The 13,618-nt window shown below is 52.7% G+C and carries 29 protein-coding genes; 17 read left to right on the plus strand and 12 right to left on the minus strand.

Annotated features, from left to right (window positions below; translation table 11 throughout):
• The first annotated feature begins 99 nt into the window (after window positions 1–99).
• Entirely contained in the window at window positions 100–384 is a 285-nt protein-coding gene (locus tag QOL81_RS02345) for a DUF2622 domain-containing protein (protein WP_283439622.1), read from the plus strand.
• On the opposite strand, the gene QOL81_RS02350 is transcribed toward QOL81_RS02345, so the two are convergent.
• The 11 genes from QOL81_RS02350 to QOL81_RS02400 form a co-directional block, all read right to left on the minus strand.
• Window positions 385–564 (minus strand): hypothetical protein, encoded by a 180-nt coding sequence (locus QOL81_RS02350; protein ID WP_283439623.1) that lies wholly within the window; start codon window positions 562–564, stop codon window positions 385–387. It abuts the gene before it with no gap.
• A gap of 150 nt (window positions 565–714) precedes the next feature.
• Window positions 715–1,053: a hypothetical protein gene (locus QOL81_RS02355; RefSeq protein WP_152665255.1), complete on the minus strand. Its 339-nt coding sequence runs from the start codon at window positions 1,051–1,053 to the stop codon at window positions 715–717.
• Between the two features lie 248 nt (window positions 1,054–1,301).
• Complete coding sequence (locus QOL81_RS02360; RefSeq protein WP_283439624.1) at window positions 1,302–1,700, minus strand: antiterminator Q family protein; 399 nt, start codon at window positions 1,698–1,700, stop codon at window positions 1,302–1,304.
• Window positions 1,697–1,891, minus strand: coding sequence for a hypothetical protein (locus QOL81_RS02365; protein WP_283439625.1), 195 nt, complete (start codon window positions 1,889–1,891; stop codon window positions 1,697–1,699). The genes QOL81_RS02360 and QOL81_RS02365 overlap by 4 nt, the downstream gene beginning before the upstream one ends.
• The gene (locus QOL81_RS02370; RefSeq protein ID WP_283439626.1) at window positions 1,888–2,862 is read right to left on the minus strand and encodes a DUF968 domain-containing protein; all 975 of its coding nucleotides are present in this window, start codon (window positions 2,860–2,862) and stop codon (window positions 1,888–1,890) included. Before QOL81_RS02370 ends, QOL81_RS02365 begins: the two co-directional genes overlap by 4 nt.
• Window positions 2,862–3,932 carry a hypothetical protein gene (locus tag QOL81_RS02375; RefSeq protein WP_283439627.1) on the minus strand — a complete coding sequence of 357 codons (1,071 nt, stop codon included), beginning with the start codon at window positions 3,930–3,932 and terminating at the stop codon, window positions 2,862–2,864. The genes QOL81_RS02370 and QOL81_RS02375 overlap by 1 nt, the downstream gene beginning before the upstream one ends.
• Window positions 3,933–3,940: 8 nt before the next feature.
• Window positions 3,941–4,117, minus strand: a complete 177-nt coding sequence (locus QOL81_RS02380; RefSeq protein ID WP_283439628.1) for a DUF4222 domain-containing protein — start codon at window positions 4,115–4,117, stop codon at window positions 3,941–3,943.
• A gap of 2 nt (window positions 4,118–4,119) precedes the next feature.
• Window positions 4,120–4,800: a phage antirepressor KilAC domain-containing protein gene (locus QOL81_RS02385; protein ID WP_283439629.1), complete on the minus strand. Its 681-nt coding sequence runs from the start codon at window positions 4,798–4,800 to the stop codon at window positions 4,120–4,122.
• A 26-nt stretch (window positions 4,801–4,826) separates the two neighbouring features.
• Window positions 4,827–5,093 carry a hypothetical protein gene (locus tag QOL81_RS02390; RefSeq protein ID WP_043147341.1) on the minus strand — a complete coding sequence of 89 codons (267 nt, stop codon included), beginning with the start codon at window positions 5,091–5,093 and terminating at the stop codon, window positions 4,827–4,829.
• Window positions 5,094–5,101: 8 nt separating this feature from the next.
• Complete coding sequence (locus tag QOL81_RS02395; protein ID WP_060441680.1) at window positions 5,102–5,395, minus strand: CII family transcriptional regulator; 294 nt, start codon at window positions 5,393–5,395, stop codon at window positions 5,102–5,104.
• A gap of 31 nt (window positions 5,396–5,426) precedes the next feature.
• Window positions 5,427–5,648, minus strand: a complete 222-nt coding sequence (locus QOL81_RS02400; RefSeq protein WP_072271169.1) for a helix-turn-helix domain-containing protein — start codon at window positions 5,646–5,648, stop codon at window positions 5,427–5,429.
• Between the two features lie 107 nt (window positions 5,649–5,755).
• On the opposite strand from QOL81_RS02400, the gene QOL81_RS02405 reads away from it, so the two are divergent.
• The 5 genes from QOL81_RS02405 (at window position 5,756) to QOL81_RS02425 (ending at window position 7,594) form a co-directional block, all read left to right on the plus strand.
• Window positions 5,756–6,433 carry an XRE family transcriptional regulator gene (locus QOL81_RS02405; protein WP_060446915.1) on the plus strand — a complete coding sequence of 226 codons (678 nt, stop codon included), beginning with the start codon at window positions 5,756–5,758 and terminating at the stop codon, window positions 6,431–6,433.
• A gap of 335 nt (window positions 6,434–6,768) precedes the next feature.
• On the plus strand, window positions 6,769–6,969 hold the full coding sequence (locus QOL81_RS02410; RefSeq protein WP_283439630.1) for a hypothetical protein: 201 nt from the start codon (window positions 6,769–6,771) through the stop codon (window positions 6,967–6,969).
• 40 nt (window positions 6,970–7,009) lie between these two features.
• Window positions 7,010–7,168, plus strand: a complete 159-nt coding sequence (locus tag QOL81_RS02415; protein WP_283439631.1) for a DUF1391 family protein — start codon at window positions 7,010–7,012, stop codon at window positions 7,166–7,168.
• Window positions 7,169–7,184: 16 nt separating this feature from the next.
• Entirely contained in the window at window positions 7,185–7,340 is a 156-nt protein-coding gene (locus QOL81_RS02420; protein ID WP_283439632.1) for a hypothetical protein, read from the plus strand.
• A gap of 65 nt (window positions 7,341–7,405) precedes the next feature.
• Complete coding sequence (locus QOL81_RS02425) at window positions 7,406–7,594, plus strand: hypothetical protein (protein WP_154635461.1); 189 nt, start codon at window positions 7,406–7,408, stop codon at window positions 7,592–7,594.
• 37 nt (window positions 7,595–7,631) lie between these two features.
• Here QOL81_RS02425 and QOL81_RS02430 read toward each other — a convergent pair whose 3' ends face one another.
• Window positions 7,632–8,036, minus strand: a complete 405-nt coding sequence (locus QOL81_RS02430; RefSeq protein ID WP_283439633.1) for a hypothetical protein — start codon at window positions 8,034–8,036, stop codon at window positions 7,632–7,634.
• A 520-nt stretch (window positions 8,037–8,556) separates the two neighbouring features.
• On the opposite strand from QOL81_RS02430, the gene QOL81_RS02435 reads away from it, so the two are divergent.
• The 11 genes from QOL81_RS02435 (at window position 8,557) to QOL81_RS25780 (ending at window position 13,617) form a co-directional block, all read left to right on the plus strand.
• The gene (locus tag QOL81_RS02435; RefSeq protein WP_060432185.1) at window positions 8,557–8,769 is read left to right on the plus strand and encodes a hypothetical protein; all 213 of its coding nucleotides are present in this window, start codon (window positions 8,557–8,559) and stop codon (window positions 8,767–8,769) included.
• Complete coding sequence (locus QOL81_RS02440) at window positions 8,763–8,906, plus strand: hypothetical protein (RefSeq protein ID WP_154582428.1); 144 nt, start codon at window positions 8,763–8,765, stop codon at window positions 8,904–8,906. Before QOL81_RS02435 ends, QOL81_RS02440 begins: the two co-directional genes overlap by 7 nt.
• Window positions 8,907–8,909: 3 nt before the next feature.
• On the plus strand, window positions 8,910–9,695 hold the full coding sequence (locus tag QOL81_RS02445; protein ID WP_283439634.1) for a ParB/RepB/Spo0J family partition protein: 786 nt from the start codon (window positions 8,910–8,912) through the stop codon (window positions 9,693–9,695).
• A complete protein-coding gene (locus QOL81_RS02450; protein ID WP_283439635.1) occupies window positions 9,692–10,360 on the plus strand; it encodes a hypothetical protein in 669 nt (222 codons plus the stop codon). The genes QOL81_RS02445 and QOL81_RS02450 overlap by 4 nt, the downstream gene beginning before the upstream one ends.
• 283 nt (window positions 10,361–10,643) lie before the next feature.
• Window positions 10,644–11,540 (plus strand): DNA cytosine methyltransferase, encoded by an 897-nt coding sequence (locus QOL81_RS02455; protein ID WP_283439636.1) that lies wholly within the window; start codon window positions 10,644–10,646, stop codon window positions 11,538–11,540.
• Between the two features lie 203 nt (window positions 11,541–11,743).
• Entirely contained in the window at window positions 11,744–11,929 is a 186-nt protein-coding gene (locus QOL81_RS02460) for a hypothetical protein (protein WP_283439637.1), read from the plus strand.
• Window positions 11,929–12,294 (plus strand): hypothetical protein, encoded by a 366-nt coding sequence (locus QOL81_RS02465; RefSeq protein ID WP_283439638.1) that lies wholly within the window; start codon window positions 11,929–11,931, stop codon window positions 12,292–12,294. Before QOL81_RS02460 ends, QOL81_RS02465 begins: the two co-directional genes overlap by 1 nt.
• Window position 12,295: 1 nt before the next feature.
• A complete protein-coding gene (locus tag QOL81_RS02470; RefSeq protein WP_201967113.1) occupies window positions 12,296–12,550 on the plus strand; it encodes a hypothetical protein in 255 nt (84 codons plus the stop codon).
• Window positions 12,551–12,559: 9 nt separating this feature from the next.
• Window positions 12,560–13,198: a hypothetical protein gene (locus tag QOL81_RS02475; RefSeq protein ID WP_283439639.1), complete on the plus strand. Its 639-nt coding sequence runs from the start codon at window positions 12,560–12,562 to the stop codon at window positions 13,196–13,198.
• Window positions 13,176–13,394 (plus strand): hypothetical protein, encoded by a 219-nt coding sequence (locus tag QOL81_RS02480; RefSeq protein ID WP_060432194.1) that lies wholly within the window; start codon window positions 13,176–13,178, stop codon window positions 13,392–13,394. Before QOL81_RS02475 ends, QOL81_RS02480 begins: the two co-directional genes overlap by 23 nt.
• A 13-nt stretch (window positions 13,395–13,407) precedes the next feature.
• Window positions 13,408–13,617 (plus strand): ParE family toxin-like protein, encoded by a 210-nt coding sequence (locus tag QOL81_RS25780; protein WP_071883802.1) that lies wholly within the window; start codon window positions 13,408–13,410, stop codon window positions 13,615–13,617.
• The last annotated feature ends 1 nt before the right edge of the window (window position 13,618 follow it).

Genomic DNA, 13,618 nt, shown 5'->3' on the forward strand with positions numbered 1-13,618 from the left:
CGAGTATTAGCTCAGCTTTTGAATTATTTGCCTGTTATTTTTTCACCTCAGGCGGCAGTGGTATCTTGGCAGTTCTCACACAGCCAAAAAGGAATACATATGGCAACGTTTACTGTTCGAGTTGAGCTTCACAAGGCAGATTCAGATGATTACGAAGCATTGCATGAAAAAATGGAGGCTAAAGGTTATTCAAGAAAGGTGACTGGTTCATCCGGTGTTGAATATCAACTACCTGATGCCGAATATACCTACTCACATTCATCTAAGGATGAATCGGCAATTGCCGATGAAGTGCAAGCAATCGCAAATTCGGTGAAGTCGAAGTCAGGAGTTATGGTAACGAAATCAGCTGGACGAGCAATCCGTGGGTTGAAAACAGTCTAACTAAACACCGTCTTCACATACATCAGGAGCACTATCATGGTGCTCCATTGCAATAAACGCAGCAGCCACAGTTTCACCAGCCAGTTTTGCCGACGCTGAATTTACGCCATTACGGATAACCGCGCAAAGCGCCTCACGTGCACGGTCTTTAGATGATTCAGGAAGCTCAGAAAATTTCATCGTTAACTCCAAGATGTGGGGATCAGCCACCAGCCGTAAACGCTGCCGGTAAGAGGGTGCCGTGTGTGTCGTCCGTTGGCTGGGGCTGAAATGCAAAAAGCCCCGTATTAGAGGGGCCTGTGTAAATTACTTTGCTTTGGAAAAGCTAGGTCAATCTTGTCCGATTAAAACCGTAATGCTTGGCAGTGCATAGCCACCATTAGAACCTTCACTAACCGCCTGAATTGAGACGGACTGATTAGGTTCGATGTATGTGTTCCACGAGTTACAAGCAGTTGCTGGCATTGAGCCACCGTCGAGGAAAATCGCGCCTTCTGCTTTCGCTTCGGTTACCCAAGAACCATTGAATACCAACATATGCTTCGCTTTTGATTTACCACCTGGCGCGATAGCCATCAGAAGCGGCACGCAGACGCGGCGACGGTATGATACGGCTGGAATATGGAAGGTGTAACCGTTGTCCAGATAATGAGTTTCAGCAGCTTGCATGAGTATATCTCCTTGAAAAGTATTTTAAATCACCATCAATTTGGCGATATCTAGACTTTACATTGAGACTCAAACTCTGGGTAATCGTTGGGGTTGTGACAGTCTTAGGACAACATTGCCGATTCCTAGTCCACTGCTGAATAGCAAAAAACCCCGCAGCTGCGAGGTTTTGAAAGTTGATAAGCTACGTAACTGCGTAACCACTCTTATCACAATAGCCAGTAAAATTCGTAACGAAAAGCGGAAATTTACGCGACAGCCGAAATTTCTGTTCTGCTCGTCCAGGCGTCCATCTCAAGCGTCGCCCCGGTCATAGCTAAACAGCCCTCTATAAAGCTTTCTGCCATCATCAGCTTTTGCCTTATGTTCCCTTCTGAAACCTTCCATCTACGGGCTATCTCCGATTTTGATACCCCGTATCTGTAGTGCAGCATGATTACACCAAGCTCTCTTTCGTCGCGCACCTTCTTCAATCTACCCACGGCGCCGTCAACAATCAGGCCGTCATTATCGCAGCATGAAGGCTTGCTCTTGCTTGTGTTCGGCAGAAGCCCCTTAAACCCAGCTGCGATCGGAGAATAGTCCACGCCGCTGTTGTCTTTCGCCCACTGGCCCCAACGCTCTAAAACTAGCTGGATGTCTCTCATGCTTTTTCTCCCACGGCTTCCTGAAGTTGCTGGCGAATTTTTTGCAATAGCTTGCTGGCTTGGCGGTGAATCTTTTCCGAACGCTTGTCCGAGGTTGAGAGCAGCAAAAGCTGCTCGTTCAGATTTGTGGTGTTGAGCAGCGCATCGCAGACGTTCCGGTACTGCTGACGTGTTATGGTTACCTCTTTCATGCGATCGCCCCGATGCCAAAGGAAAAATCCAGGAACTCAAACAGCAGCTTTACCTGACTACCATGTTCCGCCTCCCAGGCCGCTACATCCTCGTGCAAGGCGTCGTGGCATTTACGGCACAGTGGGATAGTGAAGAAGTCGTGGGCCTTGGTTCCCATTCCACCCTGCCCGTGGCCGATAATGTGGTGAGGGTCGTCAGACCGAGCCCCACAACCGCAGCAGGGGCGAGTCTTAACCCAGCGGGTATACTTGCTGTCTTCGGCGCGAGTTTTCTTCGGACGCAACACAAAGGCGCCAGGGACTTCAGTATCTACCTTGAAGCACTTCTGGGCCTGCTTAGCGATGAGCTCATTAACCGCCGGCTGACAGTCCATGTCGGACTCCTTACGGATGCCGGTGACAACCTTTGGTTCTGGCAAGTTGGTGACAGTGCGCGCCACTTCTTCGGGGATCAGGTCGAATACCCCGGACAACATAGCCCACAGCATCAGCTCAGGGATTGTTAGCTGCCCCTCGGACTTCAGGCGGTGTTTTGCCGTCGCCACGACCCAGCGCGCAGTGTTGCGAGCAGCGATTTTTTCCAGCTTAGGCGACACGCCCAGGCTTTTTTTGTAGCAGCCGGGACAGATGCGAACGGCTGAATTTCCTACGCGCTCTGTGTCCAGAATTGTCTCCGGCAGGTCGTGCTTGCTGTACTGGCATTTCGTGAACTGCGTCGCCCAGGCTTCAATAGCGTTAACCCCGCCACAGGCGTTTGTGACGCGCTCATGGGTGAAGAAATCCTGTAACCGTGGGTCGTTGGCGATCTCATGCTCTACCGCTGGCAGGATGCCTTCTGGCGCGTCTTTGAATTCTTTCGGCAGCGTGGAAACCATCACGCGGCCCGTCATGTGAAACGCCAGCTTTTCGTCAACCGGGATCAGGGCAATACCCAGATCGCGCTGTACCGCTGCTTTGACTATCGCTCTCATCAGGCAATCCTCGCTAAATCGTTCTCGCTGGCCTTGGCTACTGCCTGAGCCCAAATCCCCGTCCAGGCTCGGCGGGCGTCGTAATCGGTCATGCGACCAAGGGATCCAGCCATCTCCTTCGCAAGCTTCTCCACCTCGTTCCGTGGTTGCTGGCGCTGGGATACCAGGCGGACATAGGCTTCTTCGCGGGCGGCGCTGTCCTGGCGCTGTACTTTCGGGTGATCATCAGCCCGTTCTTCCTTGACCTTCAGGTAGCATTTTTCGGTGATCAGGTAGTCGAAGTCCTTTTTTCGCCAGGTCTTGCCGCTGTTCGTGTCTGGGCGGTCTTCAAGCATCCAGCGGCATTTTTTCGAGATGTACCGCAGGTAAGCGCCCCAGCGCTCCATGTCCATCTCGTAGTCCTTCCAGAGTTTGCGCAGTGCCTTGCGGCGCCCGTCGGTCATCTTCAGGACGTCTGGCAGTTCTGGCAGCGTGGTGCGGAAGATCCGTAGCACTTCGTCGTAATCGATTTTCAAAGAATCCTCTTGCGGCTGGTCTGTCGGCGCAGCCGGCGGACGTACAGGTTTTTTATCTGCTGTAGTCTCTGAAGTAATCTCTGTGTAATCTCCTGTATGAATGTCTGCGGGATTCCCGCAATCTGGCGCGCTGCTTTCCCGCAAACTTGTCTGAGGGTTTTCCGCATTCTTGTCTGCGGCATTGCCGCACTCTTGAATGCGGGATTCCCGCATACTGGAATGAGGGTTTCCCGCATTCTGGGTTTTCTCTTTGATTTTCTTCAGAAGAAGCAACTCAAGAGCATCGGCTTTAACCCGAAAATAGAGCTTTGCTGGTACACCACGGCGATCCTCTTCAAGTACCCCGGCGGAGATAAGGCGACGGCGTGCCGTTTCCTGTTCCTCGCGCGTTAGGCCTGTTTCATCACGGATCTCTTTCTGGGTTTTGTAGAACCAGCCGGCATCCATTCGGTTATGCCAGTAAACCAGCTGCGACAGCAGAACGGCGCCGGTCACCCCAACTCCCAGGCCGACGAAAGACGGCTGGTAAGCTATGGGCCGATCAAGAAGCTGCATTAAGGCGCTCATATGTCCACTCGCTTAAATTTCTCTTTAAATCTTTCAAGAGGTTGCATGCATTCATGCGGGTAGCCCTCTCTCATAAAAATCACCTGACGCTCTACACGCTCCCACCGGATGACCTTCACGGGATTACCGTGGTCATCGACATATTTCCTATCCAGTGGGGTTGATTGCCTCATAGTTAGCTCGCCATCAGCTCTGAGGCGTAACGTTCAGCAATCCAATGGATGCCACGCGGCGTTACCCTGGTTTGCGTGAAGGCGTGACCAAAATCAGACGTGCCAGTTTTGACGGTGAATAGCCCGTCGCGCTGGCGCAGAGCATGGGGAAGCAGATTCCCGGACTGGCGGAACAGAACCTTGTCGCGGATCAGCGCGTCAATCATCGCTTTCTCCGGCATGTTCAAAACCTTGGCAGTGGCGCGCAGGCTTTTTGAACCTGATGCGTCTACGTAGTGATCGACAAATGCCACCTTCGGTGCGTCGGCCTGAACCTTCTGCTCCAGCATTGCCTTCTGTTCAGCCATATCAGCAGCCAGGCGCAGCGCTTCAGGCAACGTCTGCGGTACTGGGGAGTTTTGCTCCTCCAGTTCGTGCAGGCGCTTGATCACCCTCATGCGCAGGCTGGCGCTGTATCCGGTCACCAAACATTCGGTATGTTCTCTGTCGAGCGCGTATTCCCGGTATTGCTGGTCGTTCTGGGGGTGTCTCCAAATCTGGATATACCCATCCAGGCCTTCGCCCAGCTGTTCCAGCATGATTTCTATGTCGCGCATGACGTGGCCGTGTTGCTTGCCAGTCAGCTCGGCAATTTCACGGCTCGTCATTTTCGGGCTGTTGCCACTGATCGCTACGTTTGCCATAATGAATCGACCTCTCAGGTTAGGTTCTAGAAAAGTGATGGCCGAGCAGTTGCAGCTGTTCGGCTTTTCTTCTTCCCTGATTCCGGCTTCTCTTCCTTGGTGCAGCTCGCAAGTACGTACTGGCGCGCAAGCGTGAGACAGTCGTCATAAATCATCCCCTTCCTGCTCGCCTGCGACTTCCGCCGGTAAAGGTCGGCTCCGTGTGATGCCCCCCCCTGAGCCAGCGCTTCGCTGAATCCCTCTTTCACCAGCTGCTTCTTGATGTTGTCGTAAACAAACGTGTCCCAGGCCATAAAGCCCCCTATTCCGTCTTTGGTTCCCGGATGTGCTCCAGCATTGCCATTAACCCGCGCGCCAGTTCGGCGGTTTCCTCGCCCCTGAACGTCAACATGGTTTCCGAACGCTTGAAGCCGGTAGCGGCGAGAAGCAAGCTCGCTTTCTCCACCAGCCCCCCTTTGCTCTGCCAGCGGCTCACCTGCGATTTATCAACGCCGATCGCGCCGGCCAGGCTTGTCACCCCGATAGCTGCAATGCGGCTCATGATGTCGCTCTGGATCGCCTGAGCTTCGTTGCGTGTTGTTGCGACTGATTCCATTTACAATTTCCGTTATGTTGAAAGGTTGCTTTCACGAAGAAAGTTTGCGTTTTCCATACATCAGCCAATGGGCTGTGCATTTAAGGGCTGAAGAGATCTCCAGTAAGTTTCTGGGCCTCTTCGTTTCCCCAGCCTCGAGTTGCTGGTATGACTGCTGAGTAATCCCAGCTAGCTCTGCAACTTCGGCTTGTGTAAGACCAAGCTCGATCCGTCGAGCCTTTGCCCGATGCGAAAGTGTGTTACCTGTATTCATTGCGCTCTCCTACAGTTTTATCTGTATTGTTCTACAGGCAAGCCTGTTTGTCAAATACAGTATTTACTGTGAAGATTTGCGCTGTTCATTAATGGCGGAGAGGGGTTATGAGCCTTGCAGAAAGGGTACGAACTAGGCGCGAGGCGCTTGGTATTACTCAAACAGAACTTGCTGATCTGGTTGGTATTCGGCAACAGTCAATTGCAAGCATTGAAAATGGTGAGACAAAAAACCCGAGAAAAATATTTGAACTGTCTCAAGCTCTTAAGTGCTCAATGCAGTGGCTAAAAACCGGTGTCCAGGAGTCGAATGCGACGCCTTTGGACGGTATTTCACTCTGGACAGACGATGAAGAAGAAGATGAAGATGATGTCTACCTGCCTTTCTTCAAAGAGGCTCAGTTAGCTGCGGGGAATGGTAGAGTGGTAGAGCTTGACTGCGAGGGAAGAAAGCTAAAGTTCTCACTCCGTAGCTTAAAAAAACTAGGAGTAAAGCCCGAAGAAGCGGCTTGTATGTCGGTCTGGGGTAATAGCATGGAGCCCGTTCTTCCTGATGGAGCTACAGTCGCCATCAATACTGGTAACAGGGAGATAAAAGACGGAAAGATCTATGCATTGGATCATGACGGTATGGCTCGGGTGAAGATTTTGTATCGCCTACCTGGCGGAGTGCGTCTACGATCATTCAACACTGATGAGTACCCCGATGAAATATATATGGGTGACGATAGCAACAAAATCAGGGTAGTTGGTGCGGTGTTCTGGTATGGCGTCACAATAAGTTAATCCCTCTCAACTTCAAGACCTCGCTCCGGCGAGGTTTTTTTTCGCCTAAATTTCAAACTTTAATCTTTTCCAAATCATTGGATTACATCATGACCTGTAATATATACAGTTTTTCCTGTTTACTAAATACAGTTTTGCCTGTACATTTTAATCCATCGACAGCAACAACGTCACCGGCAGGAAGCCACACAGGTAAGACGCCCAGGGGTGAGCGATGCAATCACTCCCCGGCCCCGAGAGGGATCGACCGGATACGTTCTTTAGGGAAAGAGTGGATTTACCCTGCCGTCGAGAGCATCCGGCGGACAGGCATAAAACCACTGAGGATTAGATCGATGAACGAACAACAGATTTTATTCGCAAAAAACACCATTGCTCACCGCAAGGATGAAATCGCACAGCTTGAGGAAAAAATAGCAAACCCTCGTTCTCGTCCTTCCAGAAACGAAGAGCGCCAGAAAGCAATTGAATGTTTTAAAGCTGATATCAGCAACTCGCTAAAGCGCCTATTTGATGCTGGCGTGATCAGTATCTAACAGCTACCCCGGTTCGCCGGGGTAAATCCGAGGATTAGCGATGAACACTACTCACGATATGGGCAACAACGAAACAGTAAAGACCGGCGTTTTTCCAAATGGCGATGGCACGTTTACGGCGATGACATTCACCAAGAGCCGGGGTTTTAAAACCGCAGCAGGCGCGCAACGCTGGTTTGCTCGTCAGATGGCCGACTAACAGCAGAGGGTTAACGATGCAACTCGAACAAAACGCGAATTGGCAGACAAAAGCACGCGGCGACAACGACAGCGAATATCAAATTTACCTTGCCTGCGCTGACGACGGTAAAGGTAATGAATTCATGACCGGGAAGCCGCTGAAAACCTACGACGAGTGGCTGAGCAGCTAAGTGATTTTACCGCTGCCCTTGTGAGCGAGGGCTTCGGCAAGACCACTACAGCAGAGGGTTACACGATGAAATTACAGCAATCAGAAAAACGCCTTTCCGGCCTGCGTCGCCCATCTGGCAAATTTGACTACCGCAGGATACGTCGGTCACTGCGCAACAACGCTAAGGCAGCAGCATGGCCGGAGAAAGGTATAACGCCTGAACAATCACGGCGATTCCTGGGTTATGCCAGAAAATTGGCCGCAACCAAATAACCCCCACCGCGCCATACGGGGCGCCGTGGTATGCAAATTATGAAACCCTAACAGCTTGGCTCACAGCCATCTTTATAACAGGTAACAGTGAGGCTTCATCAGGATTTACAGGCACAGTAACGGATTCGTTACCGGCTCGGAATACATAGCCGCCGGATACCGCATCAATATTCATGCTTGTCGAGTATCGCTCAATCTCATCGCCTTCTTTTAAGACGATGTGACGAAAAGCGAAGCTTCCTGTTTCTGAATTGAACTCAGTTACTTCAGCCGTAGGCAATGGATCACCAAGCCCCAGCCAATCACCATCGCTATCTGGATCTTCGATATCCATGAATTTTTGACCGATAGATGCGATGTAAGCAGCGGGAAGTTTTTTTGCCACTTTCTGAGCTTCGCTATCTGATCCGATTAATGACTGAATTTTTCCAATGATACCCATGCGTCCCCCTGAGGTTTATCGCCTTAGTTTACATATCTATATGTATTTACACCAAAGAAAATGGAGGCATCCATGACGTTCAATCAAAAAGTTTGGCTTGGCGTGTTTGTCTTATGCGCCGCCTGCTGGTCAGCAATCGGTTTTATCATCGCCGGTTAATTCCGGCGTATTAGGCTAACCACTCGCCCGATTCCTTAAATTCTGGAATCGGTGAAGGATCCTACCTCATGAGTGGTCAGCCCAATACCTCACCTATCTGGTGGCGTATCGTTCCGGCTCACCTTTTAACCTACACAGTATAAAGCCCCGGTTCGATGCGCCACCAGGTGCGTGAGAAATCACAAGCCTGCTCAGTACCACTTCCCTTGTCACATCCTTTGCCCCGCTCGCCGGGGCTCTTTTTTTCACATCAGCAAAGGCGCTGCCCTGCTCCAGTGTGCTGGAACCGTAGGGAAACCGAGCGCGTGCATCAACTCAGGCAGCGCCTTTGCCCATGTGAATTTCATTGAGAGGACATGTTATGCAAACCACCACCCAACGCTGTGAACACTGCGGCCAGACGCGCGACGTAGCAAAACAGGCCGTGAGCATTCAGCGCTATGAAGACGGCAGATATAAGGCCGTGAGAATGCTCGTCTGCGCCGATACCTGCGCGCCGGTGTACGTCGTCCGCCAGAACATCAGAACACTGCAGCGCCGCCTGCACACTCAGCAGCGGAGGCCAACATGGTAAGCCTCAACGCCCGCATACAGCACAAGTATGACCTGACCGGGGGCGATTTCGCCCCTAAGCGCCACCACGGCAAACACCTCTTCTACCTTCTCATTTTTACCCTGTGCCTGCTCACTGCTGGCGCGGTCTGGAGTTGATGCATGGCTAAAAACTCAAAGGAAGCCTACGGCGCCAGCGGTAAAACCAACGTGCTGATGTTCGAGCCGGAAAATCTGCACCTGGTATCCGATAAAACGCACCCGCTTTACGACGAACGAATCCATCTGCCTCTCCATGAACCAACGGTGCTTAGCATCATGAAGTTGGGGGTGATTGAGCCGATCGTTATCTGGAAAGACCCAGAGACAGGCAGATCCTGCGTAGTTGAAGGTCGTCAGCGGGTTAAAAACACTCTTGAAGCAAATAAACGCCTGCGGGAAGAAGGTAAAAAGCCTCTTCTTGTGCCGGCAGTCGTCAGACGCGGATCGCCGTTTAGCGTTGCTGAGGTGATGATTAGTGCCAATGAAATCTTTCAGGCAGACACGCCGCTGGGCCGAGCCAAGAAAATGGCTGATGCGCTTACGCGGGGCCACGATGAAGACGATTTGTCACTGATGTTTGGCGTTGGCGTGCAGACGATCCGCGCCACACTCGCCCTGCTCGATGCCACTCAGGCCGTTAAAGATGCGGTTGAAGCAGGCGCAGTTACCGTTACCCAGGCGCGCCAGTTGGCGAACCTCTCACCCGACGAACAACGCGAAAAAGTGAAAGAGGTTGAAGCGGCTACCGCCGGCACCAAAGGCCACGAAAAGGCACGGCGCCAGCGCCAGGTGATTGGCGATGCCAAACCCCGCATGAAGTCCCGAAAAGAAATAACGAAAGCCCTGGAGGGTGCGAGCGGTGATTATGCTCAGGCGCTCCGCTGGGTGCTGGGAGACGAAGCATGACAACCATCAAGCGCTTTACCCCTGACTACAAAATGCACGCAGTTCGTTTTGAGGCTTTCGCACGTGAAGCTGAGCACGGTGAATTAGTTCGGTTCGATGCCCACCAGCAGGTAGTGAGCGCGTTGAAGGCTGAGCGCGATGCTCAGCAGAAACGAGCCGATGCTCTGGCTGTGGAGAATGCGGCGCTGAAGAGTGGGTGCGGATTTTTCGCATACGACCCAGACAATGGCTTTGAGGAGTTCAAAACCAAGGATGAAGCCATTGCAGCAGCTGAATCCTACATTGACTACTACCGCGGTGAGGCATGCGATGGCTGGCCTGACGAGGTTGCTCAGGTGTCCTGGGGGATCATCATTCAGGAATCAACCAGGGTTAACGAGCGGCCGCGTACCGAGGATGATGGTTGCGACCCGGCCATTGAGACGGTTTGTGACTATGCGCTGCTGCCGAAAATCGAACCCCCAGCCACTGACGCAGCACTTGCAGCTATCGAAGCGCGGTCAATTACAGCGGCGTTGGATTCATGCTCTGAGTATCTCGATACAGACTGTGTAATGGACAGGATTGGGATCAGTTATGCCGATGCAGAATTACGATCAAGCGGGGCGATGGAACTTTGCAACGCACTGAAATCCCATGCCAAGCAGCTGCGGGAGGCCAAATGAAAGAGCGCCCAGTGATGCCAGCAAATTAACTGAAGCTCCAAAGCGGAAGAACCTATCGCGGAAAGCGCCCACGCAACGCGATGGGTTTGGTTAACGACAGAACGATCCTGCATATCGGCGCTACCACCGTGCAATACGACAGCCCATCCGTTTCGTTCGGGCGACATTTTCCGTCAGTAAGTCGCGAGAAGTTTCTGGCGTGGGCTGAGCGGGATGTAACCGATGAACTGCCGCAGGGCGAGTTCGCTACATGGCCTATTGGCAGCGCTAGGGAGGTGGAGCAATGAACGTAACCGTCAATTCATACTTCTGCGGCGCCGGCCTGATGGATATCGGCCTAATGGATGCCGGTATCAAGGTTAACCAGGCGTTTGAACTGGACGCCGACGCCTGCAAAACCTACCGGCACAACCTCGGCGACCACGTTAAGCAGTGCGATATCAGCCAGGAATTGGTATTCGAACAGGATACCTGCGACGGAATGGTTTTCACGTACCCATGCACGAAATACTCGACGATCGGCGATATCCACGGCGTGCGCACCGGCGATGATTTGTTCCTGCATGCTCTTCGTCATTTCGCATTGGCAAAGCCTGAGTTTTACGTGATCGAGAACGTACCAGGAATGCGCGCGTTTCCTGTCGTGATGGAAGCCATGACCCGTATGCCTGACTACTTCATTCAGGTGTTCTGCCCGATCAAGTCGGAGACGTGGTTACCACAGAAGCGAAGCCGCCTGATCATCATCGGCACCCGCCGCACATTCGCCGTGCGCCCGCCGGAGAATTCAGCGCGCATCTCGCTGTCAGCGATTCTGGAAGATGACCCGCAAGTCACGTTGCCATCGGCTATCGCCAAGCGCATGAACGGCGCCTACCGTGACCTGCCAATTATCAGTGACCCTGCAGCGGGTGATCTGGCACCGACATGCGTCGCCCACTACGCGAAAGACAAGAGCACCCGCCTCGTAGTCGATAAGCGCTTCCCTTTGGGTGTGCGCCCATACTCGAAACGAGAGTATGCGCGCCTGCAGGGCGTTCCTGATTGGTTCAACTTCCCTGTATCTGATACCGCCGCTTACAAGCAGATCGGTAACGGGGTAAGCGTTCAGGTGGGCATGTGGGTTGGAGCGGAGATGATTCGCTATATGGGGCAGGTTCGAGGGATTCAGCATGGCTAAGCGTAAGAGCAACAGAGCTGCGCGGATAGCACTGGAAATGGATTGCCGGCTAAGCAATCGAAGGGCTGCGGCACTGTTTAGTTTTGGGTATTCGCCAGTAAAAACGAAATCATCGCGCCACCAGCGGCGCACAGAACGAAAGCGCGCAGAAGGGTTCTGCGGAGTTATCTATTCGGAATGCATGTAGCCCAGGAGAAAGCACAATGAGCATGGCAAACGACACATACGAATGCTGCAGAAAGAAATGCAAGCTGGTTCACCTGCACTCCGAGCGCGTCATGGTTGAAGGTAAGCCGATCGGCGGCGTACCCGTTAAGGATTCAACCTGTCCACGCTGTGGCTGCAAAGAGTTCTATATCGTTAAACGCGATGATGAGGATGGCGAGTGATGGACAATAAGCTGAGCGAACTGAGCAAGCCGATTGGATATTTCATCGAGTGGCAAGATGAAGAGACTGGCGAAAAAGAATGGTGCGAATGCAGTAAGCAAAACGGTGCTCCCCTCTACTCGCAAGAGTACGTCTCCGCCCTGGATAAGGTGGCTCAATATTGGATTGGAGAGTCTGCCGGATGGAAGAAGCGCGCCGAGGACGCAGAGAAGCGCATCGCCGAGCTGGAAGCCAAGCTGGCTACGCCGGTGCGGTTGCAGTCGCCGTGGGTGGACAAAGCAGGCAATCGCTGGCTGCTGGAAGGAACGACAGCCGATGTAATCCGTGCCAGCGGGTTTTCAGTCACTGTAGAGGGGGATGAGTAGGATGGCAAAGCTTAACAAAAAAGAGCAAGCATGGCTGGAAGAGCTGCAAGAAGTGCTGAACCGCTGCCCGTCCGATCGCCTGGGTTTTTACACCATCGGCGATAAGGATGTTTTTGTGTATGACAAGCGCCTGGATAAGCAGATAGATGAAATACAGGATAGGGGCTGTAGGGATTTCGGCCTGGTAGTTAACGATCTTGATGCTGGTTTCGGGGAGCTAACATTCCCGGCCGCCGTTCACTCTACAGCAGGTTAAGGGGGGTGCATGACACTAACGACTGAGCAGTTGAGAGCGCGCGCTAAATTTTGGCGCGAAAAAGCGGTAGAAGCGAAATGGGAATCGGTGAGCATCGCGCAGGACATGCTGCAGAACGCCGACGCTTTTGATGAGTTGGCGGCTAACCGGGAGGCGCAGCCTGTGGCAATGGGTAAGTTTGCTGGCTGGGGTCTATATCATACCAAATCTGGGGAATTCGGAAATTGGTTAAAGTCAACTCCAGAGTCTGATAACAGTCACGCAATAAGTCAGGGCTATGCGAACGTTAAGCTCTACACCGCCCCGCCAGCGCCAGCCAGCACTCGCCCGGTGGCATGGGAAATGCGCTACTGGAACAGCGGCTACAACATGTGGCACGAATGGGAGCGCATCACCGCAGAACAGCACGCAGAGATGAGCGTACAGCACGCGACGGACAACGATTACGAGTTTCGTGTGTTGTACGATGCACCGCCAGCGCCAGCAGTGCCGGATGGCTTCAAACTCATGCCGCTGGAAATGACCGACGAAATCGGCGAAGCCATCGCTATGGAAGCGCGTTGCTGCGGCGGTATTGCTCTATGCATCTACGAAGCTGCGCTGGCAGCAGCGCCGGAGGGTGGGAATGATCACGATACCCGACGATAACGAAATCATCTCGCGGCTCAGCATTGCCGGATCCACGCCGGATTCTGTCGCAAGCCTCCTCCGCTGTGCTGGCTACAACGGCATGACCGGTAAAGCTATCCGCCAGCGCTTGGTCAAGCTGGAAAAAGAAAACGCCGTTGAGAAAGTCCGCCGCCCTGGCATCCGATCCATATGCTGGGCGCCAATCACCAAATAACCCACCGGTAAAAATGAAACCACGAATTCCGCAACGAATCAGCGCCAAAGCTGAGGGGGTTCTATGCGCCTACAGGGAGGGCAAAAAGAAACCCAACCGAACATACCAACACAAGCATTTAACGCTGCCAGTAGCCCGCTGCTGGCGATTGCTGTCTAAAGACAACGGAAACTCATGGGAAGTTATGAGCCATGAGCGCTACAACAACCAGATAAGGATCTGAC

The sequence above is a fragment of the Serratia sp. CC22-02 genome (assembly GCF_900182895.1).
Lineage (GTDB): Bacteria > Pseudomonadota > Gammaproteobacteria > Enterobacterales > Enterobacteriaceae > Serratia > Serratia nevei.